Below are 22279 nucleotides of genomic sequence, written 5' to 3'. Positions count from 1 at the left end.
CGTTCTAGTCTTTGCCGCGGCGCAGGATGTCGACATAGACGGCGAGCACGATGATCACGCCCGTCACTGCCGTCTGCCATTCCTGGGGCACATTGAGGATGCGCAGGCCGTTGGCCAGCACGCTCATGATGAAGGCGCCGATCAGCGTGCCCAGCACCGAGCCACGGCCGCCGACCAGCGAGGTGCCGCCGATGACGACGGCGGCGATGGCGTCCAGCTCGTAACCCTGGCCCAGCGCCGGCTGCGCCGAGTTGAGCCGCGAGGCGATCAGCAGCCCGGCGATGCCGCAGATGGCGCCGCCGGCCGCGTAGACGGCGACCTTCCAACGCTTGACCTGCAGGCCCGACAGGCGCGCGGCCTCCTCGTTGCTGCCGAGGGCAAAGGCATAGCGGCCGAACAGCGTCTGGCCCAGCAGCCAGCTGGCGCCGATGGCGACGGCGAAGAGGATGAGCACGGAGTTGGGAATCGGCAGTGCGGGCAGCACGCTGCCCAGCAGCGAATCCTGTGCGATCGCGTCAAAGCCCGGCGTATCCAGGAAGTAGATGGGCTTGCTGCCCGAGATGACGAGGGCCAGGCCCTTGAGCAGCATCATCATGCCCAGCGTGGCGATGAAGGGCGGCACGCGCAGTTGCGCGACCAGCCAGCCGGACAGGCCACCACACGCGGCGCCGCAGGCGATGGCCGCAAGGATGCCCAGCGGCAGCGGCATGCCCCAGTTCGTCAGCACGACGCCGGTGACGACGGCGCAGAAAGTCATCAGGCAGCCCACCGACAGGTCGATGCCGCCGCTGACGATGACCAGGGTGCAGGCGATGGCCAGCACGCCGTTGACGGCCGTGGCCTGCAGGATGCTGACGAGGTTGTCGGTCTGCAGGAAATTGTCCGACGCGATGCTGAAGACGAGCATCAGCATGACAAGGCCGGCGAAGGCGAGCAGCCTTTGCAGCGCGGCGGGCGAAAAGGGCAGGCGGGTCATGCGGCTTGTCTTGTCGTGGCCAGCGCCATCAGCGCTTCCTGGGTGGCGCCGACCGCGCTCAGTTCGCCGTTGATGCGGCCCTCGCACATGACGAGGATGCGGTGGGCCAGACCCAGCAGCTCGGGCAGCTCGGAGGAGATGACGATCAGACTCTTGCCCGCCGCGGCCAGTTCGCGCAGCAGGCGGTGGATCTCGGCCTTGGCGCCGACGTCGATGCCACGCGTGGGCTCGTCGACGATGAGGATGTCGCAGTCGCGCAGCAGCCATTTGGCGAGCGCAATCTTCTGTTGGTTGCCGCCAGACAGGCGCGCCACGGTCTGGTCGAGCGACGGTGTCTTGATACCCAGGCGCTGCACGAAGTCCTGCGCGGCGGTCTGGCCGGCGCGGCGGTCGATCTGGCCCAGCTTACCGGTGAAGCGGGCCAGGCTGGGCAGCAGCAGGTTGGCTTCCACGTCCAGCCCGGTCGCCAGGCCCAGGCCCTTGCGGTCTTCGGACAGGTAGGCGATGCCGAACCGCACCGCGTCGGCGGGGCTGCGGATGTCGGCCGGTTTGCCGTGCACGAACAGCTCGCCACCGTGACGGCGGTCCGCGCCGAAGACGAGGCGGGCCAGCTCCGTGCGGCCGGCGCCCATCAGGCCGGCGAGACCCAGGATCTCGCCACGGCGCAGCGTGAACGACGCATCACGCACGGCGCGGCCACGGCTGAGGCGTTTCGCTTCCAGCACGATGCGCGCGGCGCTCAGGTCTGGGGCAGCGTGCGCCGTCTGGAGCAGCTCGCGTCCCACCATCAGATGGATGAGCTCGTCCATGTCCGCGCAGTGCATGCTGAGTGTGGCGATGTGCCGGCCATCGCGCAACACGGTTACACGGTCGGCGATGCGCCGCAGCTCGTCCATCTTGTGCGAGGTGTAGACGATGCCCACGCCGTCAGCGCGCAGTTGGCGCACGACGCGGAACAGCTCCTCCACCTCGGCCGGGTTCAGCGCGGCCGTGGGCTCGTCCAGGATGAGGACGCGGGCGTTCAGCGACAGCGCTTTGGCGATCTCGACCATCTGCTGCTGGGCGACGCTCAGGGTGCCCACGGCACGGCGCGGGTCCAGCGCGAGGCCCAGGCGCTCGAAGATCACCTGTGTGTCGGCGAGCTGGCGGGCATGGTCCAGCAGCCAGCCGGCGTGCTTGCGCTCGCGGCCGATGAAGACATTGGCGGCCGCGCTGAGGTCGGGCATCAGCTGCAGCTCCTGGTGAATGAGCGCAATGCCGAGGTCCTGCGCCTCGCGCGGGCTGCTCGGGCGCACGGGCTGGCCGTCAAGCAGCACCTCGCCCGCGTCGGCCCTGTGCACGCCGGCCAGGATCTTCATCAGTGTGGACTTGCCCGCGCCGTTCTCGCCCATCAGCGCGTGGACCTCGCCGGGCTTCACGTCGAAGGAGATGTCTTGCAGCACGGTGACGCCGCCGAAGGCTTTGGACAGCCCACAGGCCTGGAGCAGCGTGCTCTCGCTTCGCTGGTGCGCGTCCACCGGCATCAGATCGTCACACCGCCATCCACGGAAACGGCCTGCCCGGTGATGAAGCGCGAGGCATCGCTGAGCAGGAAGACCACCAGCGGCGCGATGTCGTCCACCGTGGCCAGCCGCCCCATGGGCTGGCGGGCGATGAAGTCCTTCTCGGCCTGCACCGGGTCGGCCGCGGCGGCGATGCGGCCGCGCAGTGACGGCGTGTCCACCGTGCCGGGGCACAGCGCATTACAGCGCAGGCCCTGCTTGACGAAGTCGGCCGCGACCGACTTGGTCAGGCCGATGACGGCGGCCTTGGTCGTGCAGTAGGCAAAGCGGTTCGGGAAGCCTTTGATCGACGATGCCATCGACGCCATGTTCAGCACCGCGGCCCCGGCGCCGGTGCGCGCGGCTTCAGCCAGCATGCCGGGCAGGAAGGCGCGCAGCGTGCGCAGCATGCTCTTCACATTGAGGTCCATGCTGAAGTCCCATGCGGCCTCGTCGCAGTCCAGCACGCTGCCGTGGTGCACAAAGCCGGCACAGTTGAAGAGGCCTTGCAGCGGCGGCAACTCGGCGGCCAGCGCGTTGACGGCGGCCGTGTCGCACACGTCCAGCCGCGCGGTGCGCAGGCGGGCGCCGGAGCCGGCTTCTGCCACCAGCGTCTGCAGGCTGTCGGTCTGGATGTCGGTCGCGATGACGTCGGCACCCGCCGCCAGGCAGGCCAGCGCACTGGCCCGACCAATGCCCTGGGCGGCGGCGGTGATGAGGACGGTCTTGCCGGCGAGGCTGGCGGGTGGAGGCAATGTCAGCGTTGTCACCCGGTCAGTTTAGGGTTTAAGCCCGAATTGGCCTTACCGTATTAACCCGATTAGGCCTAATTCTATGAGTTGGTAAGGCCAATAAGGCCAAAATCGCCGCATGCTCGAACAGCTCAAGCCGGCAGACAGCCGTCGCCTCTATCACCAGATCGCCGATCAACTTCGCGAGCTGATCCGTCAGGGGCGCTTCGGCATCGGCAGCCGGCTGCCGCCGGAGCGCGAGCTGGCTCAGCAGCTTGGCGTGTCGCGGCCGTCGGTGCGCGAGGCGCTGGTGGCGCTGGAGATCGCCGGCTGCGTGGAGGTGCGCATGGGCGCCGGCATCTATGTGCGCGGCAGCGGTGACTCCGCTGCGACGGCTGGCCTGGGCGAGAGCCCGCTGGAGCTGATGCAGGCCCGGGTGGTGCTCGAAGGCGGGCTGATGCCCCAGGCCTGCGCGCGCGCCACGCAGGAGGGCTTGGCGGCGGTGCGGGAGGCGCTGGACGCAATGCGCGAGGCCATGGCCGCCGGCCGGCCGGCGCTGGACGCGGACCGGCGCTTTCATCTGGCCGTTGCGGCACTGGCGGGCAACTCGGTGGTGGAGCGATTGGTGGGCGAGCTCTTCAACGGGCGCTACAGCCCGATGTCACTGCAGCTCAGTGCGCTGACCGACACCCAGCACAACTGGCAGGACGCGCTGGTCGAGCACGAGCGCATCCTGCAGGCGCTGGCCAACCACGACCCGCTGGCCGCGCAGACGGCGATGCGTGCACATTTGCTGGCGGCGCAGGAGCGCTGGGCCGGCAACCGGCTCGCGTCGAGCTAGGCGGTGGCTCAGGGCAGGGGGACGGCCTCAATCATGGCTCGCACCTGCTCACGCGCGCCACGACCGGCGCCGGCCCGCGGCTGCAGCCGGTGCGCAATGGTCTGCGGCAGGATGGCCTGGATGTCGTCGGGCGACACATAGTCCCGCCCCTGCAGCAAGGCCCGGGCCCGCGAAGCGCGCAGCACGGCCAGACCCGCGCGTGGCGACAGGCCTTCGACGAACCACTGGCCCGAGCGTGTTGCGGCTATCAGCGCCTGCAGATAGTCCAGCAGTGGCGGCGCGGCGTGGATGGCCTTCACGGCGGCTTGCGCCTGCAGCAGCTCGGCTGGCGTCATGAGGGCGCCCAGCGACCGCAGCTGCTCGCGGCTGTCCTGGCCGGTCAGCAGCTCGCGCTCGGCGGCGGCGTCGGGGTAGCCCAGCGAAATGCACATCAAGAAGCGGTCCAACTGCGACTCGGGCAGCGGGAAGGTGCCGAGCTGCTCGCTGGGGTTCTGCGTCGCGATGACGAAGAAGGGCTCGGGCAGCGGGTGGCTGATGCCCTCGATGCTGACCTGGTGCTCTTCCATGGCCTCCAGCAGCGCACTCTGGGTCTTGGGGCCGGCGCGGTTGATCTCGTCGGCCAGCAGCACCTGGGCGAACACCGGGCCGGGGTGGAAGGCGAAGCCGTTTTTCTCGCGTTCGTAGACGGACACGCCCAGCAGGTCGCTGGGCAGCAGGTCGGCGGTGAACTGCAGGCGCGAGAACTTCAGGCCCAGGGAGATGGCCAGGGCATGGGCCAGCGTCGTCTTGCCGACGCCGGGCAGGTCCTCGATCAGCAGGTGGCCGCCGGCGATCAGGCAGGCCAGGGAATCGGCGATCTGGGCCGGCTTGCCCTTGATGACCGTGCTAATCTGGTTTTGCAGTGCCAGCAGTTGCGCTGCCAGCGTACGTGATGGAGCTTGCGTCATGAGGCTGGACCATAGCAAGAGACAGCAGTCAGGGCCTGTTAACACTACGGGAATCGGATGCGTTGCCACTCAAAAGCCCGCGAGCAAGGCGCGAATCGAAGCTGGGGTCATCCCCAGCGAGGCTTCGCAACGCTGCGCGCGGGCTTTTGAGTGACAACCCTTCGGGAGAGGATCTGCGCGGGCGCATGGCGTCGTTGCGCGCCTTGCCCGGGCACCCAGCCCGGGCTTCAGCGCGACGCCTAGCCCTGTACCCGCGCAGACCCTCTCGCACCGCTTCCCGTAGTGTTAACAGGCCCTTATGCCTACCGCTTATTTCAACCCGCCTGAGTGCCGCCGCCACGACATGGGCGAAGGCCACCCCGAATGCCCGGAGCGGCTGGCCGCCATCGACGACTGGCTGATCGCCTCGGGTCTGGGCCAGGCGCTGGAGTATTTCGACGCCCAGCCCGTCGACCTGAAGGACGTGGAGCTGGCCCACACCCACGGCTATGTGACCGAGATCGGCACCCTGCTGCGCGACTGCGCCGAGAAGGGCGAGCGCTGCGCCGTCGACCCCGACACCTCGGCCAATGCCCACACCTGGGCCGCCGCCCTGCATGCCGCGGGGGCTGCCGTGCAGGCCACCGACCTCGTCATCGACGGCCGCGCCGACAACGCCTTCTGCTCGGTGCGCCCGCCGGGCCACCACGCCACGCGTGACCAGAGCATGGGCTTCTGCTTCTTCAACAACGTGGCCATCGCGGCCCGCTATGCGCTGGACGTCAAAGGGCTGAAGCGCGTCGCCATCGTCGACTTCGACGTCCACCACGGCAACGGCACCGAGGACATCATTGCCGGCGACGACCGCGTGCTGATGGTCAGCCTGTTCCAGCACCCGCTCTACCCGTACAGCGGCGCGGTCCCCAAGGGCACCAACATGGTCAACGTGCCGCTGCCGGCCTACACACGCGGCGGCGAGGTGCGCGAGATCGTCGAGGCCATGTGGCTGCCGGCGCTGGAGCGCTTCAAGCCCCAGATGATCTTCATCTCGGCTGGCTTCGACGCCCACCGGGACGACGAGTTGGGCCAGCTCGGCCTTGTCGAGGCCGACTACGAATGGCTGACCCTCAAGATCAAGGCCGTCGCCGAGCGCCATGCCCAGGGCCGCATCGTGTCGGTTCTGGAAGGTGGCTATAACCTTCATGCCCTGGCGCGCAGTGTGGGTGTCCATCTGCGCGTGCTGGCCGATCTGTAAACCTTGCGGGACAGACCGAGCGAGCGAAGCGAGCCGCTCTGTCCCCAACTGACTAAACCTTGCGGGACAGACCGCCCGAGCGAGGCGAGCAGCTCTGTCCCCAACTGACTAGAAATTCCATGCATCAACCTCTCAGCCTGGCCGAGCTCCAGGCCTTACTGACCCGTGTCTTCAGCGCCGATGCGCTCGCCGAATGGGCCTTGCTGCTGGGCTGCCTGGCCCTGGCCGGGCTGCTGAGCTGGGCGCTGTCACGGGCGGTGGCCAGGCGCGACAACAGCGTGCTGTTCGGCGACCGCGTCATCGACGGTGCGCTCTTCCCGCTGCTGGCCCTGGCCCTGGCCTTTGGCGCGCGCCGCCTGCTGCCGCTGTATGGGCTGACGCCGGCCCTGTTCAAGCTGGTGTTGCCGGTGCTGGTGTCGCTGGCCGCCATCCGCTTCATCGCCCGCGTGCTGCGCGCCGCCTGGCCCAACTCGACGGCCTTCAAGGCCCTGGAAAAACTGGGCTCCTGGCTGGTCTGGATAGGCGCGGTGCTGTGGATCACCGGCCTGTGGCCCGTGTTGATGGACGAGCTGGACGACATCGGCTGGAAGTTCGGCACCGTCAAGCTGACGCTGCGCAACCTCATCGAAGGCGGGCTGACGGCGACGCTGGTGCTGGTGCTGGCGTTGTGGATCTCGTCGGCCATCGAGGCCCAGCTGCTGCGCCGCGAGTCGCTGGACCTGTCCATGCGCAAGATCGCGTCCAACGCGATCCGCTCGCTGCTGCTCTTCATCGGCCTGCTGTTCGCGCTGTCGGCGGCGGGCATCGACCTGACCGCTTTGGGCGTGCTCGGCGGCGCGCTGGGCGTGGGCCTGGGTTTTGGCCTGCAGAAGCTGGCGGCCAACTATGTGAGCGGCTTTGTCATCCTGGCCGAGCGCAGCTTGCGTATCGGCGACATGGTCAAGGTCGACGGCTTCGAGGGCCGCGTGACGGACATCAAGACGCGCTACACGGTGATCCGGTCGCTGGGCGGCAAGGAAGCCATCGTGCCCAACGAGATCCTGATCACGCAGCGGGTCGAGAACTCGTCGCTGGCCGACCCGCGGGTGCTGCTGTCGACGATGGTGCAGGTCGATTACGACTGCGACGTCGATGCCGTCATGAAGGCGTTGGCCGCCGCCGTCGTCGAGGTGCCGCGGGTCCTCAGCGACCCGGGTCCCTCGGTGCAGCTGAGCCGCTTTGCCGACAGCGGCATCGAGCTCAGCGTGTTCTTCTGGATCATGGACCCCGAGAACGGCAGCGGCGGCGTGCGCTCGGACGTGAACCTGGCCGTGCTGCACACGCTGCAGCGCCTGGGTGTGGACATTCCCTACCCGCAGCAGGTGCAGCGGCAACCGAAGTCGGCGCCCGACACAGCGCCCTAGCGCGGGTTTTCCCGGCGCGCAACTTGAGGGTGACCCCGCGCGCCGGCTCAGCACAATCGCTGCAGTTCAGCCAGGGAGAACTGTCCATGCGTCTCACCCCCACCGCTTTCTGCCTTCTCCTCGCCACCGCCGCGACCGGCGCCAGCGCGGTACCGACGGCCATCTCCAACGGGGCTTTTGCGGCGACCTATGTGCGCGACTGCCGCAGCCCGGCCGCCCAGGCCGCCGGCAGCGTCACGCCCGACCGCTGCGAGGCCGCCCTGGACGGTGCCGGCAACCCCATCTTCCGGCCCATCATCGAGCAGAACTCGCAGATGGCCATCGGCGGCACGGCGGCCGCGACAGCTGCCACCAACCCCATCGGCATGCATGGCGGCCAGGCAACCCGCTCCTCCATCGACGCCTCCGGTGCGGCCGGCGTGCTGCTGCTCAAGCAGGGTGCCTTCGCCGGCGAGTACGCGCGTGTGTCCGGCCACTCGCTGGGCCTGCAGAGCTTCCAGTACACGGGCCCCGGCAGCGAAGTGCGCAGCGTGCACAACGTGCTGGACTTCAGCTCCAATGTCGCACCCACGCCCATCCTCGACCTGCCGGGCGATGCCGACCTCGGCACCACCAACGCCTCCGTCTACGCCAAGACGCGGGTGACGGTGTTCTCGCTGCTGGCCTCGACCTTCGATTTCGACCCTGACACCGGCTTCGGCTTCGATCCGCAGAGCAGCGGCTTCTGGAGCCAGGCGTCCGGCCGCGCGGACTTCCGCCTCGAAGGCCAGGTGGAGAACCTGGGCATCACGGCCTCGGGCACGGCGACCGACATCGACTTCACCGTCGAGACCGGCCGCTACTATTTCATCGAGAGCTATCTGGGCCTGTGGGCGCGTTTCGGCGGCGAGCTCGACGCCACCCACACCTTCACGAGCACTCTCGGTGAAAAGGACGCGGCCGGCGCCTTCGTTGCCGACCTCAGCGATTTCACGGCGGCGGCCGCGCTGGCCGCGCCCATCATCATCAACGCCGGCAACGTGCCCGAGCCGGCCTCGCTGGCGCTGACCGGCCTGGCGCTCAGCGCGCTGTTCGGCCTGCGCCGCGCTCAGCGGAAGTCGGCGTCCAGCACGACCCGGTAGCGCGCCTTGCCGGAGCGCAGGTGATCGAGGGCGTCGTTGACGCGGCTCATCGCGAAGCGCTCCACCTGCGGCAGGATCTGGTGCCGCGCGGAGAACTCCAGCATGGTCCTGAGGACCGAAGGCGGCGGCGTCGGTGACGCCGACAGGCTCTTCTGCCAGCTCAGCAGGCCGCCGCTCTTCAGGTTCATCGCGTCGGTGACGACGCCCACCAGGTGCATGCGGCCCTTGGGTGCCAGCGTGGCCAGCAGCGCATCCCAGTTCAGCGCGGCGCCGACGGTGATGAGCAGGAAGTCCAGGCTGCCGGCGGCGGCCTTCAGTTCGGCCTTGTCGACGCTGGACAGCGTCTTGTGAGCGCCCAGGGCCAGCGCCTCGTCGCGCTTGGAGGCACTGGACGTGAAGGCCGTCACCTCGCAGCCCCAGGCGCGCGCGAACTTGACGGCCAGGTGACCGAGGCCGCCGATGCCGACGACGCCGACGCGGTCGGTCGGCTTGATGGCGTGCAGCACGAAAGGCAGGAAGACGGTGCCGCCGCCGCACATCAGCGGGCCGGCCGCGGCGGGGTCCAGCGCGTCGGGCAGGGGCACGGCCCAGCTCCAGTGCGAACGCAGCCGGTCGGCGAAGCCACCGTGCCGGCCGATCAGCGTCGGCTGGCGCTTGCCGCACAGGTGCTGCTCACCGCCGAGGCAGAAATTGCAGTGCGTGCAGCTGCTGGCATGCCAACCCACGCCGACGCGCTGGCCGATCTGGCGGCCCTTGGCATGGGCGCCCAGGGCCGTGATGCGGCCGACGACCTCGTGGCCGGGCACGACGGGATAGGCGGCCGGGAACCACTCGCTGTCGATCATGGCGAGGTCGGAGTGGCAGATGCCGCAGTGCTCGACCGTGATCTCGACCTCCTCGTCGCCCAGCGGGCCGGGGTCGTAGTCGAAGGGCTGCAGGGCGCCGCCGGGGGAAAGGGCGGCGTAGGCGCGGATGTTGGACATGCGGGTCTCCTTTTATTGCAGCGGGTGGGCCTTGAAGAACTGCCAGATCACGGCGGTCGCATCGACCTCGGTACGGGGCCAGATGTGGCCCATGCCGTCGATGCGCAGCAACCTGACCTCGGCGTCGCCGGTGCAGCCAGCGTAGCGGACCGTCTGCAGCGGCCCGGGCTGGGCATCCTGCACGAGCTTGGGTTGGCAACGGTTGTGGGCCGCCCAGCCGGCCAGGGCTTCGGGCACGCTTTCGACCCATTCGGGGCCGCGGTCGCCGTGGCCTTCGTAGGGGTTGGTCAGGTCGGCCAGGCCGTGCACGGTCAGCACGGGCACGGCGCGCCCCGGGCAGGGGCCCAGCCAGCGCAGCCCGCCCACCGGTGCGATGGCCGCGATGCGGTGGTTGAGCCGGCAGCCCAGCAGCGAGGACATGCGCCCGCCGCCGGAGAAGCCGGTCGAATAGACCCGCTTGGCGTCGATGCAGACCTGGGCGGCGACGTGGTCGATGACGTCGGACACGTATTGCACATCGTCGGCCCGGAAGCTGGCCACCGGCACGTTCCAGCGCGAATCCTCGGCCTGCAGCGTGGCGACGGCAAAGCCTTCGCGGGCGGCCAGGGCCTCGAAGCCGCTTTCCCTGGCACGACCGGCAGTCTTGCCGCCGGTGCCATGCAGGTCGAAGACCAGCGGCACCTGCGTGCGGCCCGCGACGGCGGGAGGGACGAACAGCCGGTAGGTACGCGTGCGGCCGCCCGACGTCAGTTCGCGCATCTCACCGGCGACCGGCATCAGCGAGCAGGCGACGGCCTGCGCCTGGGCGAGCGGCGACAGGGTGCACAGCAGCGCCAGGACGGCGGCAAATGGGAACAGGCGCACGTGAGAGTCCTCCGAGGGGAGGCCAGCATAAAGCCGCCGTCTACTGCAGCCAGGCGGAGATGAAGAAGCCCAGCACGAATTGCGCGGCCACCGCGCCCAGCGCCAGCGGCACGAGGCTGCGGCGCGGGTAGGCTGGACCGTAGCGCTGCAGCACCGCGCGACTCTGGGGCTGGCCGGCCGTCAGATACCAGACCGCCGTCAGCAGCGACGTGACGAGCGCCACGCCAGCGGGGTTGAGGGGCCCGTCGGGCCAGCGCGCGACGGCGACCATGGTCGTCAAGGTGGCCGCGGCCAGCAGGCCGAACCAGGCCCAGGTCAAGGCGCCGGCTGCGCGGCCTTGCAGGGCGCGTGCGTTCAGCAGCTGCACACCGGCACCGAAGGCGGGCGTCACGACGAAGAAGCTCAGCAGCGCGGCGATGTCGGGGCTGAAGATGGGCGCGGCGAGCGTCTCGGTGGCGGACCGCGGCGTCGCGTCTTCGCCCGGCAGCTCGTAGTCGCCCGCGCGGTAGGCCGCCAGGGCCTCGTTGGCCGCGGCGACCTGGGCCGCCGGCACCAGCACGCGCACGCCACCCACGGYGGGCGTCAGCCAGTCGTAGGCCTGCAGCAAATGGCCGTCGGTGGTGACGGCGTCCAGGCCGGCCGACTCCAGCACGCCTTTCAGCAGATGCGCCTCGGTCGGCGTCGAGCAGCTCGCGACGGGATGGAAGTCGCCCTCCGGCGCCGGGATGTCAGGCGACGTCATGGCCGTAGACGATGAAGCCCAGGTGTTGCGCGACCTTGTCGTACAGCGCGCGGCCGGCGGCGTTGGTGGTGTGGGTCTGCCAGTAGACGCGCTTCACGCCGGCCTCGCGGGCCGCCGCGTAGACGGCCTCGATCAGCGCGCGGCCGACGCCACGGCCACGGGCCTCGGGCGTGGTGAAGAGGTCCTGCAGATAGCAGGTCAGCTCGATGCGCGTCGTGCTGCGGTGGTAGAGGTAATGCGTGAGGCCGAGCAGGCGGCCGTCTTCGTCGACGGCCACGAAGGCGTGCACCGGCTCGGTGGCGTCGAAGAAGCGTGCCCAGGTCGTTTCGGTGACCTGGGCGGGCAGGGCGGTTTCACCGGCGCGGCCGTAGAAGGCGTTGTAGCCGTCCCAGAGGGGTTGCCAGTCGCTGCGATCAGAAGGTTGGAGGGGGCGGATTTGGATAGGCATCGTGAAGCATTGTGGAGGCGATGCATACATTGCATTCACGATCTGGCGGCAAGATGCACCTCACCCCTCCCCACGAATGACGCTCATGAAGACCCGCCTGTGTTTAAGCCTTCTTTTCGTCGCTGCCGCCGCGGGCGCCCAGCCCCAGGGCGGCCCGCCGCCGGGTGGCGAACACCGCGGCCCGCCGCCTGAGGCGCTGGCCGCCTGCAAGACGGCCAAGGCCGGCGCGGACTGCAGCTTCGCGCACGAGAGCCGCACGATGAAGGGCAGCTGCTGGGCGCCCGAGGGCCGGCCGCTGGCCTGTCGGCCCAAGGATGCGCCGCCGCCCCCGCCGCCGGGTGCGTCGGGCCCGCCTCCGAAGCGCTAGGCCTCAGCCCGCAGCGACCGGGATCGCCACGGCCTTGCCGGAGGCGATGCGCTGCTTCCACTCGGCCGGGCCGGTGATGTGGGCGCTGGTGCCATTGGCGTCCACCGCCACGGTCACCGGCATGTCCACCACGTCGAACTCGTAGATGGCTTCCATGCCCATGTCCTCGAAGCCCAGCACCTTGGCGCCCTTGATGGCCTTGCTGACGAGGTAGGCCGAACCGCCGACCGCCATCAGGTAGGCGCTCTTGTGGTTCTTGATGGACTCGATGGCGACGGGGCCGCGCTCGGCCTTGCCGATCATGGCGATGAGGCCGGTCTTGGCCAGCATCATGTCGGTGAACTTGTCCATGCGCGTCGCGGTGGTCGGGCCCGCCGGGCCGACGACCTCGTCGCGCACCGGGTCCACCGGGCCGACGTAGTAGATGACGCGGTTGGTGAAGTCCACCGGCAGCGTCTCACCCTTGGCCAGCATGTCCTGGATGCGCTTGTGCGCGGCGTCGCGACCGGTCAGCATCTTGCCGTTCAGCAGCAGCGTCTCGCCCGGCTTCCAGCTGGCCACCTCTTCGCGTGTCAGCGCATTCAGGTCGACACGTTTGCTCTTGTTGTAGTCGGGCGCCCAGTTCACGTCGGGCCACAGGTCCAGGCTGGGCGGCTCCAGGTAGGTCGGGCCGCTACCGTCCAGCACGAAGTGCGCATGGCGGGTGGCCGCGCAGTTCGGGATCATCGCGATGGGCTTGCTGGCCGCATGCGTCGGGAAGGTCTTGATCTTCACGTCCAGCACCGTCGTCAGGCCGCCCAGGCCCTGGGCGCCGATGCCCAGCGCGTTGACCTTCTGGTAGAGCTCGATGCGCATTTCCTCGAGCTTGTTCTGCGGGCCGCGCTGCAGCAGCTCGTACATGTCGATGTCTTCCATCAGCGCCTGCTTGGCCAGCAGGGCGGCCTTCTCGGCCGTGCCGCCGACGCCGATGCCCAGCATGCCGGGCGGGCACCAGCCGGCGCCCATGGTTGGAACGGTCTTCAGCACCCAGTCGACGATGTCGTCGCTGGGGTTGAGCATATAGACCTTGCTCTTGTTCTCCGAGCCGCCGCCCTTGGCCGCGACGATGACGTCCACGGTGTTGCCGGGCACCAGCTCCATCTGCACGACGGCGGGCGTGTTGTCCTTGGTGTTCTTGCGCGCAAAGATGGGGTCGTCCAGCACGCTGGCGCGCAGCTTGTTGTCGGGGTTGAGGTAACCCTGGCGCACGCCTTCGTTGACGGCGTCCTCGATGCTGCCCTTGAAGCCTTCCCAGCGCACGTCCATGCCGATCTTCAGGAAGACGTTGACGATGCCGGTGTCCTGGCAGATGGGCCGCTTGCCTTCGGCGCACATGCGGCTGTTGGTGAGGATCTGCGCGATCGCGTCCTTGGCGGCCGGCGAGGCTTCGCTCTCGTAGGCGCGGGCCAGGTGGGCGATGTAGTCGGCCGGGTGGTAGTAGCTGATGTACTGCAGGGCGGCAGCAACGCTGTCGATGAGGTCTTGCTGGCGGATCGTGGTGCTCATGAGGCGGTCCGGAGGTGGGTGGACAAACCCTCCCATTATCGAAGCCCTACTGATGAGAATGGTTCTCATCGAGCCTATGCTGGTGATTCTGTTTTCACGCTTCGGCAACCCCATGACCACCCGACTCGAACGCGACACCTTCGGCCCCATCGAGGTGCCGGCCGACAAGCTGTGGGGCGCGCAGACGCAGCGCTCGCTGCAGAACTTTGACATCTCGGGTGAGCGCCAGGCGCCCGAGCTGATCCGGGCGCTGGCCCGCGTGAAGCGGGCGTCGGCGGTAGTGAACCAGGCGCTGGGCCTGCAGGACGCGAAGAAGACCGAGGCCATCGTGGCGGCGGCCGATGAGGTCATTGGCGGTCAGCATGTCGACGAGTTCCCCCTCGTCGTCTGGCAGACCGGCTCGGGCACGCAGACCAACATGAACGTCAACGAGGTGCTGGCCAACCGCGCCAGCGAGCTGCTGGGCGGCGAGCGCGGCGAGAGGCGGCTGGTGCACCCCAACGACGATGTGAACCGCAGCCAGAGCAGCAACGACGTCTTCCCGACCGCCATGCATGTGGCCGCCGTGCAGGCGCTGACGGAGCGGCTGCTGCCGCCGCTGCGGGCCTTGCGAGAGACGCTGCGGCAGAAGGCCGAGGCGTTTGACGGCATCGTCAAGATCGGCCGCACCCATCTGCAGGATGCGACGCCGCTGACGCTGGGGCAGGAGATCTCGGGCTGGGTGGCGCAACTGGCCCATGGCGAGCGCCATGTGCTGGCGGCGCTGCCGCATCTCCACGAGCTGGCCCTGGGCGGCACGGCCGTCGGCACCGGCCTGAATGCGCCCAAGGGCTATGCGGAGGCCGTGGCGGCCGAACTGGCACGGCTGACCGGCCATCCCTTCGTCACGGCGCCCAACAAGTTCGAGGCCATGGCTTCTTGTGATGCCCTGGTCCATGCCCATGGCGCACTGAAGACGCTGGCCGCCAGCATGAACAAGATCGCCAACGACGTGCGCTGGCTGGCCAGCGGCCCGCGCAGCGGCATCGGCGAGATCAGCATCCCGGAGAACGAGCCGGGTTCGTCCATCATGCCGGGCAAGGTCAACCCGACGCAGAGCGAGGCGGTGACGATGCTGGCCGCCCAGGTCATGGGCAATGACGTGGCCATCAACATTGGCGGCGCGTCGGGCAACTTCGAGCTCAACGTCTTCCGTCCCATGGTCATCCACAACTTCCTGCAGAGCGTGCGCCTGCTGGCGGACGGCATGGCCAGCTTCAACCGGCATTGCGCCGTCGGCATAGCCCCCAACGAGGCGCGCATCGCCGAGCTGGTGGCGCGCTCACTGATGCTGGTGACGGCGCTCAACACCCACATCGGCTACGACAAGGCCGCCCAGATCGCCAAGAAGGCGCACAAGGACGGCAGCAGCCTGCGGGAGGCCGCGTTGGCGCTCGGCCATGTGACGGCCGAGCAGTTCGACGCCTGGGTGGTGCCAGGTCAGATGGTCGGCCGCTGACTCAGTGCTTGTCGCCGTGGTGGGCGGGCTGTGGCAGCAGCCGGTCCGTCATCGCGATGGCCATGGCCGACAACAGGAAGGCGACGTGGATGATGGTCTGCCACATCAGCGTCTTCTCGGCGTAGTTGTCGGCGTTGATGAAGGTCTTCAGCAGGTGGATGGAGCTGATGCCGATGATGGCCGTGGCCAGCTTGACCTTCAGCACCGAGGCGTTCACATGGCTCAGCCACTCGGGCTGGTCGGGGTGGCCGTCGAGGTCCATGCGCGACACGAAGGTCTCGTAGCCGCCGACGATGACCATGATCAGCAGGTTGGAGATCATGACCACGTCGATCAGCCCGAGGACGACCAGCATCAGCACGGTCTCGTTGAGCTTGACGATGGGCTCGTAGCCCACGATCAGGCCGGCGGCATCCTTGAGCGGCGCGCTCTTGTAGCCGATGCTCTTGACCAGGATCTCCAAGGCATGCTGGTCACCGAAGGCCGCCTCGATGAGATGCACCAGCTCGGTCCAGAACTGGTAGACATAGACCGCCTGGGCCAGGATCAGCCCGAGGTAGAGCGGCAGCTGCAGCCAGCGGCTGGCGAAGATGAGGCGGGGCAGGGGGCGCAGCGGGGCGGTCATCGGATCCTTCGGGGGCAGGGGAAGAGCGGTCGGATTCTAGGGAGGGCTCGTGTCAGTGACGCAGCGCCGCTTCCAGTTCCAGCAGGGGCCGTTTGAAGTAGGGTGCGACGTCGGGCTGGGCCTTGAAGGCCTGGCGGGCCTGGGCTGCCAGCGCGAGGGCGCCAGTGCGGTCGCCAGCGGCCAGGGCGCACAGGCCGGCGTGGGCGCGCAGCCAGGCGGGGCGGGGTGCGGCGGGGTTGCGGTCCTGCAGCAGGGCCTCGGCCTGCGCGACCAGCTCGTCCCGACCCCGCGCGGCCTGGCCTTGCGTGCAGGCGAGCTGGGCGGCGACGGCGGCGGTGCTGAACAGCTCCTCGCGCACGGCCCTGACCGGCACCGGCGGCTGCCCCTGCACGGCGCTTGCCGCAGCAGCGGGGCGGTCCAGGTCGAGCAGAATCTGCGCCCGCACCCAGGCCAGTTGCGCGCGGGCGGCGATGGCTTGCGCGCCCATGCCCTCGATCGCCGGCGTGTGGTCCAGCCAGGCCAGCCCGGCTGCAGGGTCGCCGTGCCAGGCTTGCGCCAGCGCGGCGCGCGCGGTGTCGGCCGCCGTATCCGGATGCCCGACCATGCCCAATTGCGTGCGCCCCCGCGCCAGCCAGGCGCCGACATCCCGGGCGAAGGGGTCGCCCGTCGCCAGGCTCAGGTCACTCCAGAACCGCGCCCTGCGCAGCCCCTGCACCTCGCGTGGCAGTGGGCTTTGCCAGTCGCCGGAGCCCTTCGCGGCCCGTATGCCGGCCTGGACATCGCCATGGGTCAGGGCCAGGTCACCGCGCGCGTAGCCGATGCGGGTCGAGAGGTCCATCGGCCGGGCCCGCTGTGCGTCGATGAAGGCTTCGGCGGAGTCCACGGCCTCGGTAGCCTGGGCGAAGTTGAGCTGGCCGTGGCGCCAGGCCGCCACGGCGAACTCGGCCTCGACGACGCGGGCTTCGATGGCCGCCTCGCCGCCCTGTTCGCGCAAGCCCTGCGCGGTGGCCTGCACGAACGGCCGGGCGGCCTCCAACTGGCCGCGTTCCACGAGGCTGTATGCCGCCAGCTGGCGCAACCGTTGGGCCAGCATCGGGTCGGGTCCTGCGGCCAGTTCGACGGCGCGCGCGAAATGGCCGTCGGCCTGCTCGAAGTGCCCGTCACGCTCGGCCATCTCGGCACGCAGCGCATGCCAGCGTGCGGCCGCCGTGGTGCTGGCAGGCAGGCGAGGCAGCAGCTCTTCCAGGGTCTTCAGCGGCGCTGCGGCTGCGTCGGGGCGTCCGCCCCACCAGATGGCCTGGGCGAGGCAGGCCAGGGCTTCGGCGCGCAGCACCGTGTCGCTGCCGGCCAGGATCAACACCTCGTGTGCCGCCGCTTCGGCTTCGGGCCATTGGCTGGCGCTCAACCAGGCCTGGGCGGCAAGCAGACGGGGCCTGGCGCGCTCGGCGGGTGAGGCGCCCGCGCGCTGCAGGGCCTCGAACTGCCGGCCGGCCTGTTGGGCGGCTAGCTGAGGCCGGCCCATGTCCAGGAAGAGCCGGGCGACGGCGCCCAGCAGTTCGGCCTGCAGCTCGGGTTCGCCGGTAAAGCGCTGCTCGATCAACGCGGCACTGTCAGCCAAGGCCAGCTCGGGCGTGGGGTAGCGGGCGTCGGCGCGGGCGTGGAAGGCCGTCTGGCTGGCGCGCAGCAGGGCCGCGGCAAAGCCGGTGACGACGCGCTGGCGTTGGGCGGCCAGTTCGGCGCGCTGGGCCTGGCGCAGGGCCAGGCCGCCGCCCACGGCGAGGGCCATGGCGACGATGGCCGTCGTCGCGAATGCCAGCCTATGGCGGCGCAGCGTGCGGCCCAGGCGATACCAGCTGCTGTCGGGCTGGGCCAGCACGGCCTCGCCGCGCAGATGGCGCTCCAGGTCCTGGGCGAAGGCGTCGACGCTGGCATAGCGCGCGGCCGGGTCGCGCTTCAGTGCCTTGGCGAGGATGGCGTCGATGTCGCCGCGCAGCGCACGGGCGGTCGAGCTGTCCTCGCAACGGCTGCTGGCCCGCTCGGGCTCGCCTTGCAGCACCGCCTCCTCCCAGGCGGCGCGGCTCGGGCGGGCCAGGCGATACGGCGTCTGTCCGGTCAGCAGCTCGAAGGCCAGCACGCCCAGGCTGTAGACGTCGGTGGCCACCGTCACGGGCTCGCCGCGCAATTGCTCGGGGGAGGCGTAGTGCGGCGTCAGGCGGCGCATGCCGTCCTCGGTCACGTCGGCAGCGGCATTGCCGAGCAGCCTGGCGATGCCGAAGTCCAGCAGCCGGACCTCGCCGCTCGGCGTGACGAGCACGTTGGACGGCTTGATGTCGCGGTGCACGACGAGGCGGCCATGGGCATAGCTGACGGCGCGCATGATCTGCAGCAGCAGGGCCAGCTTGTCCGCAACGCCGAGACCCTGCTCGCGGCACCAGGCGTCGATGGGCCGGCCGGCCACCAGTTCCAGCGCCAGATAGGGCCAGCCGCGCGCGTCGATGCCGGCGTCGTAGAGGCGGGCGATGTTGGGGTGCTCCAGCATGGCGCCGATGTCGCGCTCCTGGGCCATCAGCCTGGCCAGCCCGTCGCCCCAGGTCAGCCGCGGCAGCTTCAGCGCCACTTCGCGCTGGTAGCTGCCATCCGCCCGCTCGGCCCTCCAAACGCTGCCCATGCCGCCGCGGCCGATCTCCTCGATGAGGCGGTAGGGGCCGATGCGGTCGCCCGCGTGCACGGCCGCCGCATCCTCGCCCTCCCAGCTGCCCAGGCGCGGCAGGGTCAGGGGGTCGGGGGCTCGCGACAGCATGTCGCGCAGCGGCGCCGCCAGGTGGGCGGCCTCGGGTGGCAGGGCGGCGAGCCACGCTTCGCGGCGCTCCGGGGCGAGCGCCAGCGCTTCGTCGAGCAGCCGGCTCAGCCGGCTCATGTCCTCCGGGGTCAGCATCGCTTTACTCTTTTCATGGGGTTCGCACGCTAGGTCAGACGCAAGCGCGTGGCCAGAGCGGACATCCCCAGTCCGGATGATGGCCGTGGCGGCCGGGCGCTGGCAGCATGCGCCCGTGCCAGACGACACCATTGAAATCCTGATCGAGCAGGTCAATGCCGGTAGTGCCGGCGCCCAGGACCGCCTCTTCGCTGCCGCCTATAGCGAACTGCGCAAGCTGGCCCGCTCACGCCTGCGCGACGGCGGCCGCAACACCGTGCTCGACACGACGGTGCTGGTGCACGAGAGCTATCTGCGCTTCCTCGGCAGCGGCCGGTTGCGGCCGGACAGCCGGCGCGCCTTCTTCGCCTATGCCTCGCAGGTGATGCGCTCCGTCATCATCGACGCGGTGCGCGAGCGCCAGGCCCAACGCCGCGGTGGCGACCTGGCCCGGCTGACACTGGACACCCACATCGCCGACAGCACGCCGGCCGGCGAAGACGAGGTGCTGAAGGTGCATGAGGCCCTCGAAGCGCTGGCCGCCGCCGAGCCGCGCCTGGCCAAGGTCGTCGAGATGCGCTACTTCGGTGGCTACAGCGACCTCGAGATCGCCGAGGCCCTGCAGCTCACCGACCGCACGGTGCGGCGCGACTGGGACAAGGCCAGGCTGCTGCTGGGGGTGTTGCTGGGGCAGTGAACGCTTCCATGAACCTAGGGGGGCGTGTCCGGATCGGGCGGCCGCCTGCGTCCTGAAGAGGGACGGGGTCTTTGCTCCGTCGCCTTCAATCCCTGGGAGTTCGACATGATTCAAGCGCAATTGCGACGCCTGCCGGTGGCCGCCCTCGCTACCCTGGCCCTGATGACCGGCGCGGCCCGGGCCGGCTTCATCCACGACGGTGTCGGGCTGAACGAGCCGCATCGCAGCGTCGATTTCGACGGTATCCCGCTGGGCCCCAACCAGCGCGTCACCGACCAGTTCCTCGGCCTGGGCCTGCGGTTCGAGGCCGCCTTTGCCAACGCCGACCTGGACCCGCGGTTTCCGAACATGAGCGGTAACCGCATCGGCAACTACCGGGCCGGCATCGGCCACGAGGACGACTTCACCATCCACTTCCTGGCGCCCACCACGGCCGCGGCGTTCGCGCTGGTGACGGCCGACCAGGGGATCTCGACCCTCGAGGCCTATCTGCACGGCGTGCTGGTCGAGGCGGCCACCGCGCCGTCGTCGGTGCTGGACCCGGTCAACATCTTTGGTTTCCGCGATATCGTCTTCGACGAACTGAGGATTCGCACCGCCAGCTTCGACGGGGCGTTGACGATAGACAATCTGCAGATCGCAAACGTGCCGGAGCCGGCCAGTGCCGGCCTGGTGTCGCTCAGCCTGGGCCTGGTCGCCTGGCTGCGGCGCCGGGCCATGGCTGGGACGGTGAGCCGAGAGTAAGGGCTTCGTCAGTGACTCCTCGCACAGTGCGCGCCAAGCAGCCAAACGAGGAGACACACCGATGAGCACGCTGAACACCTACGCCCCGAGCCCCGAATGGGTCGCCAATGCCCACGTCAAGGGTGAAGCAGGCTACGCCGCGCTGGTGGCCGAGGCTGAGAAGGACTACGCCGGCTTCTGGGCCCGCCAGGCCCGCGAGCTGCTGAGCTGGCAGACGCCCTTCACCAAGACGCTCAACGACAGCGATGCCCCGTTCTTCAAGTGGTTCGAGGACGGCAAGCTCAATGTCTCCTACAACTGCCTGGACCGCCATGTCGAGGCTGGCAAGGGCGGCAAGACCGCGCTGATCTTCGAGGCCGACGATGGCACGGTCACCAAGGTGACCTACGCCGAGTTGCTGGCCAAGGTCAGCCAGCTCGCCAACGCGCTGAAGGGCCGTGGCATCCAGAAGGGCGACCGCGTCGTCATCTACATGCCCATGTCCGTCGAAGGCGTGGTGGCCATGCAGGCCTGCGCGCGCATCGGCGCGACGCACTCGGTCGTGTTCGGCGGCTTCTCGGCCCAGTCGCTGCGCGACCGTGTGCAGGACGCCGGCGCCGTGGCCATCATCTGCGCCGACGAGCAGGCCCGCGGCGGCAAGGCCCTGCCGCTGAAGGCCATCGTCGACGAGGCGCTGGACGGCGGCTCGTGCCCGACGCTGAAGGACGTCATCGTCTACAAGCGCACCGGCGGCAAGATCAACTGGATCGACGGCCGCGACGTCTGGTTGCATGACCTGATGGACGCCGAGTCGACGAGCTGCGCGCCGGAATGGGTCGAGGCCGAGCACCCGCTCTTCCTGCTCTACACCTCGGGCTCCACCGGCAAGCCCAAGGGCGTGCAGCACAGCACCGGCGGCTATCTGCTGCATGCGGCGCTGACGACCAAGTGGACCTTCGACCTGAAGGACGACGACATCTTCTGGTGCACGGCCGACATCGGCTGGGTCACGGGCCACACCTACATCACCTACGGCCCGTTGGCCCTGGGTGGCACCGAGATCGTCTTCGAGGGCGTGCCCACCTACCCGGACGCCGGCCGCTTCTGGCAGATGATCGAGAAGCACAAGGTCACGATCTTCTACACGGCGCCCACGGCCATCCGCTCGCTGATCAAGGCGGCCGAGAGCAACGCCGCCGTGCACCCGGCGCGCTCCGACCTGAGCAGCCTGCGCCTGCTGGGCTCGGTGGGCGAGCCCATCAACCCCGCGGCTTGGGAGTGGTACTACGAGCACGTGGGTGGCAAGCGCTGCCCCATCGTCGACACCTTCTGGCAGACCGAGACCGGTGGCCACGTGATCACGCCGCTGCCGGGCGCGACGACGCTGGTGCCGGGCTCCTGCACGCTGCCCTTCCCGGGCATCACGGCGGCCATCGTCGACGAGACCGGCAACGACGTGCCCAACGGCCAGGGCGGCATCCTCGTCATCAAGAAGCCGTGGCCGAGCATGATCCGCACGATCTACGGCGACCCCGAGCGCTTCAAGAAGAGCTACTACCCGGCCGAGCTCAAGGGCTACTACCTGGCCGGGGATGGCGCCATCCGTGACGCCGAGACGGGCTACTTCACCATCACCGGCCGCATCGACGACGTGCTGAACGTGTCGGGCCACCGCATGGGCACGATGGAGATCGAGTCGGCCCTGGTCAGTTGCACCGAGCTGGTGGCCGAGGCCGCCGTCGTCGGCCGCCCGGACGACACCACCGGCGAGGCCATCTGCGCCTTCGTCGTGCTGAAGCGCCCCCGCCCCAGCGGCGACGAAGCCAAGGCGATTGCCAAGCAGCTGCGCGACCACGTGGCCAAGGAGATCGGCCCCATCGCCAAGCCCAAGGACATCCGCTTCGGCGACAACCTGCCCAAGACGCGCTCGGGCAAGATCATGCGGCGGTTGTTGCGCTCGGTAGCCAAGGGGGAGTCGGTGACGCAGGACACGTCGACCTTGGAGAACCCGGCGATCCTCGAGCAACTCGGTCAAGCTTATTGACGGGCCGAAATCTCTCGACGCAAGAAGCGACATGG

General features: G+C 69.3%; 20 protein-coding genes. 9 read left to right on the top strand and 11 right to left on the bottom strand.

Going from position 1 to position 22279, the window contains the following annotated elements; genetic code table 11:
- Window positions 1-4: 4 nt before the first annotated feature.
- The 3 genes from AC1D2H_RS07410 to AC1D2H_RS07400 are packed head-to-tail and all read right to left on the bottom strand — an operon-like array spanning window position 5 to window position 3287.
- The gene (locus AC1D2H_RS07410; RefSeq protein WP_478010479.1) at window positions 5-976 is read right to left on the bottom strand and encodes an ABC transporter permease; all 972 of its coding nucleotides are present in this window, start codon (window positions 974-976) and stop codon (window positions 5-7) included.
- Window positions 973-2499 (bottom strand): sugar ABC transporter ATP-binding protein, encoded by a 1527-nt coding sequence (locus tag AC1D2H_RS07405; RefSeq protein ID WP_478010478.1) that lies wholly within the window; start codon window positions 2497-2499, stop codon window positions 973-975. Before AC1D2H_RS07405 ends, AC1D2H_RS07410 begins: the two co-directional genes overlap by 4 nt.
- Window positions 2499-3287, bottom strand: coding sequence for an SDR family oxidoreductase (locus AC1D2H_RS07400; RefSeq protein WP_478010477.1), 789 nt, complete (start codon window positions 3285-3287; stop codon window positions 2499-2501). Before AC1D2H_RS07400 ends, AC1D2H_RS07405 begins: the two co-directional genes overlap by 1 nt.
- Window positions 3288-3387: 100 nt before the next feature.
- Between AC1D2H_RS07400 and AC1D2H_RS07395 the strand changes: the two genes are divergently transcribed.
- Complete coding sequence (locus AC1D2H_RS07395) at window positions 3388-4089, top strand: FadR/GntR family transcriptional regulator (RefSeq protein WP_478010476.1); 702 nt, start codon at window positions 3388-3390, stop codon at window positions 4087-4089.
- Window positions 4090-4097: 8 nt separating this feature from the next.
- Here AC1D2H_RS07395 and AC1D2H_RS07390 read toward each other — a convergent pair whose 3' ends face one another.
- Window positions 4098-5036 (bottom strand): AAA family ATPase, encoded by a 939-nt coding sequence (locus tag AC1D2H_RS07390; RefSeq protein ID WP_478010475.1) that lies wholly within the window; start codon window positions 5034-5036, stop codon window positions 4098-4100.
- A gap of 298 nt (window positions 5037-5334) precedes the next feature.
- Between AC1D2H_RS07390 and AC1D2H_RS07385 the strand changes: the two genes are divergently transcribed.
- The 3 genes from AC1D2H_RS07385 (at window position 5335) to AC1D2H_RS07375 (ending at window position 8794) form a co-directional block, all read left to right on the top strand.
- The gene (locus AC1D2H_RS07385; RefSeq protein ID WP_478010474.1) at window positions 5335-6270 is read left to right on the top strand and encodes a histone deacetylase family protein; all 936 of its coding nucleotides are present in this window, start codon (window positions 5335-5337) and stop codon (window positions 6268-6270) included.
- 119 nt (window positions 6271-6389) lie between these two features.
- Complete coding sequence (locus AC1D2H_RS07380; protein ID WP_477935077.1) at window positions 6390-7673, top strand: mechanosensitive ion channel family protein; 1284 nt, start codon at window positions 6390-6392, stop codon at window positions 7671-7673.
- Window positions 7674-7759: 86 nt separating this feature from the next.
- Window positions 7760-8794, top strand: coding sequence for a PEP-CTERM sorting domain-containing protein (locus AC1D2H_RS07375; RefSeq protein ID WP_478010473.1), 1035 nt, complete (start codon window positions 7760-7762; stop codon window positions 8792-8794).
- On the opposite strand, the gene ahr is transcribed toward AC1D2H_RS07375, so the two are convergent.
- Genes ahr through AC1D2H_RS07355 form a run of 4 tightly spaced genes read right to left on the bottom strand, consistent with a single transcriptional unit; the run spans window position 8761 to window position 11831 of the window.
- A complete protein-coding gene (gene ahr, locus AC1D2H_RS07370) occupies window positions 8761-9777 on the bottom strand; it encodes an NADPH-dependent aldehyde reductase Ahr (protein WP_477935073.1) in 1017 nt (338 codons plus the stop codon). The two genes, AC1D2H_RS07375 and ahr, sit on opposite strands and share 34 nt — an antisense overlap.
- Before the next feature lie 12 nt (window positions 9778-9789).
- Window positions 9790-10641, bottom strand: a complete 852-nt coding sequence (locus tag AC1D2H_RS07365) for a CE1 family esterase (protein ID WP_478010472.1) — start codon at window positions 10639-10641, stop codon at window positions 9790-9792.
- A 40-nt stretch (window positions 10642-10681) separates the two neighbouring features.
- Complete coding sequence (locus AC1D2H_RS07360; protein ID WP_478010471.1) at window positions 10682-11383, bottom strand: putative signal transducing protein; 702 nt, start codon at window positions 11381-11383, stop codon at window positions 10682-10684.
- Window positions 11370-11831, bottom strand: coding sequence for an N-acetyltransferase family protein (locus AC1D2H_RS07355; protein ID WP_478010470.1), 462 nt, complete (start codon window positions 11829-11831; stop codon window positions 11370-11372). Before AC1D2H_RS07355 ends, AC1D2H_RS07360 begins: the two co-directional genes overlap by 14 nt.
- Before the next feature lie 85 nt (window positions 11832-11916).
- Between AC1D2H_RS07355 and AC1D2H_RS07350 the strand changes: the two genes are divergently transcribed.
- Entirely contained in the window at window positions 11917-12198 is a 282-nt protein-coding gene (locus AC1D2H_RS07350; RefSeq protein ID WP_478010469.1) for a hypothetical protein, read from the top strand.
- 3 nt (window positions 12199-12201) lie between these two features.
- Here the strand turns inward: AC1D2H_RS07350 and AC1D2H_RS07345 are convergent, their stop codons facing one another.
- Entirely contained in the window at window positions 12202-13743 is a 1542-nt protein-coding gene (locus AC1D2H_RS07345; protein ID WP_477935063.1) for a fumarate hydratase, read from the bottom strand.
- Window positions 13744-13855: 112 nt separating this feature from the next.
- On the opposite strand from AC1D2H_RS07345, the gene fumC reads away from it, so the two are divergent.
- Window positions 13856-15241 carry a class II fumarate hydratase gene (gene fumC / locus AC1D2H_RS07340; RefSeq protein ID WP_478010468.1) on the top strand — a complete coding sequence of 462 codons (1386 nt, stop codon included), beginning with the start codon at window positions 13856-13858 and terminating at the stop codon, window positions 15239-15241.
- 1 nt (window position 15242) lies between these two features.
- Here the strand turns inward: fumC and AC1D2H_RS07335 are convergent, their stop codons facing one another.
- Together AC1D2H_RS07335 and AC1D2H_RS07330 are read right to left on the bottom strand one after the other, a co-directional pair.
- A complete protein-coding gene (locus AC1D2H_RS07335; RefSeq protein WP_477935059.1) occupies window positions 15243-15866 on the bottom strand; it encodes a TIGR00645 family protein in 624 nt (207 codons plus the stop codon).
- 52 nt (window positions 15867-15918) lie between these two features.
- Window positions 15919-18801 carry a protein kinase domain-containing protein gene (locus AC1D2H_RS07330; protein WP_478010467.1) on the bottom strand — a complete coding sequence of 961 codons (2883 nt, stop codon included), beginning with the start codon at window positions 18799-18801 and terminating at the stop codon, window positions 15919-15921.
- 115 nt (window positions 18802-18916) lie between these two features.
- On the opposite strand from AC1D2H_RS07330, the gene AC1D2H_RS07325 reads away from it, so the two are divergent.
- The 3 genes from AC1D2H_RS07325 to acs all read left to right on the top strand — a co-directional run bounded on the left by AC1D2H_RS07325 (window position 18917) and on the right by acs (window position 22244).
- A complete protein-coding gene (locus AC1D2H_RS07325; protein WP_477935055.1) occupies window positions 18917-19477 on the top strand; it encodes an ECF-type sigma factor in 561 nt (186 codons plus the stop codon).
- A gap of 105 nt (window positions 19478-19582) precedes the next feature.
- Window positions 19583-20221 carry a PEP-CTERM sorting domain-containing protein gene (locus AC1D2H_RS07320; RefSeq protein WP_478010466.1) on the top strand — a complete coding sequence of 213 codons (639 nt, stop codon included), beginning with the start codon at window positions 19583-19585 and terminating at the stop codon, window positions 20219-20221.
- A 61-nt stretch (window positions 20222-20282) separates the two neighbouring features.
- Window positions 20283-22244, top strand: coding sequence for an acetate--CoA ligase (gene acs, locus AC1D2H_RS07315; RefSeq protein WP_477935051.1), 1962 nt, complete (start codon window positions 20283-20285; stop codon window positions 22242-22244).
- The last annotated feature ends 35 nt before the right edge of the window (window positions 22245-22279 follow it).

The organism is Roseateles sp. P1_C1_2 (assembly GCF_056406535.1).
This window is presented reverse-complemented; position numbering and strand designations above follow the sequence as displayed.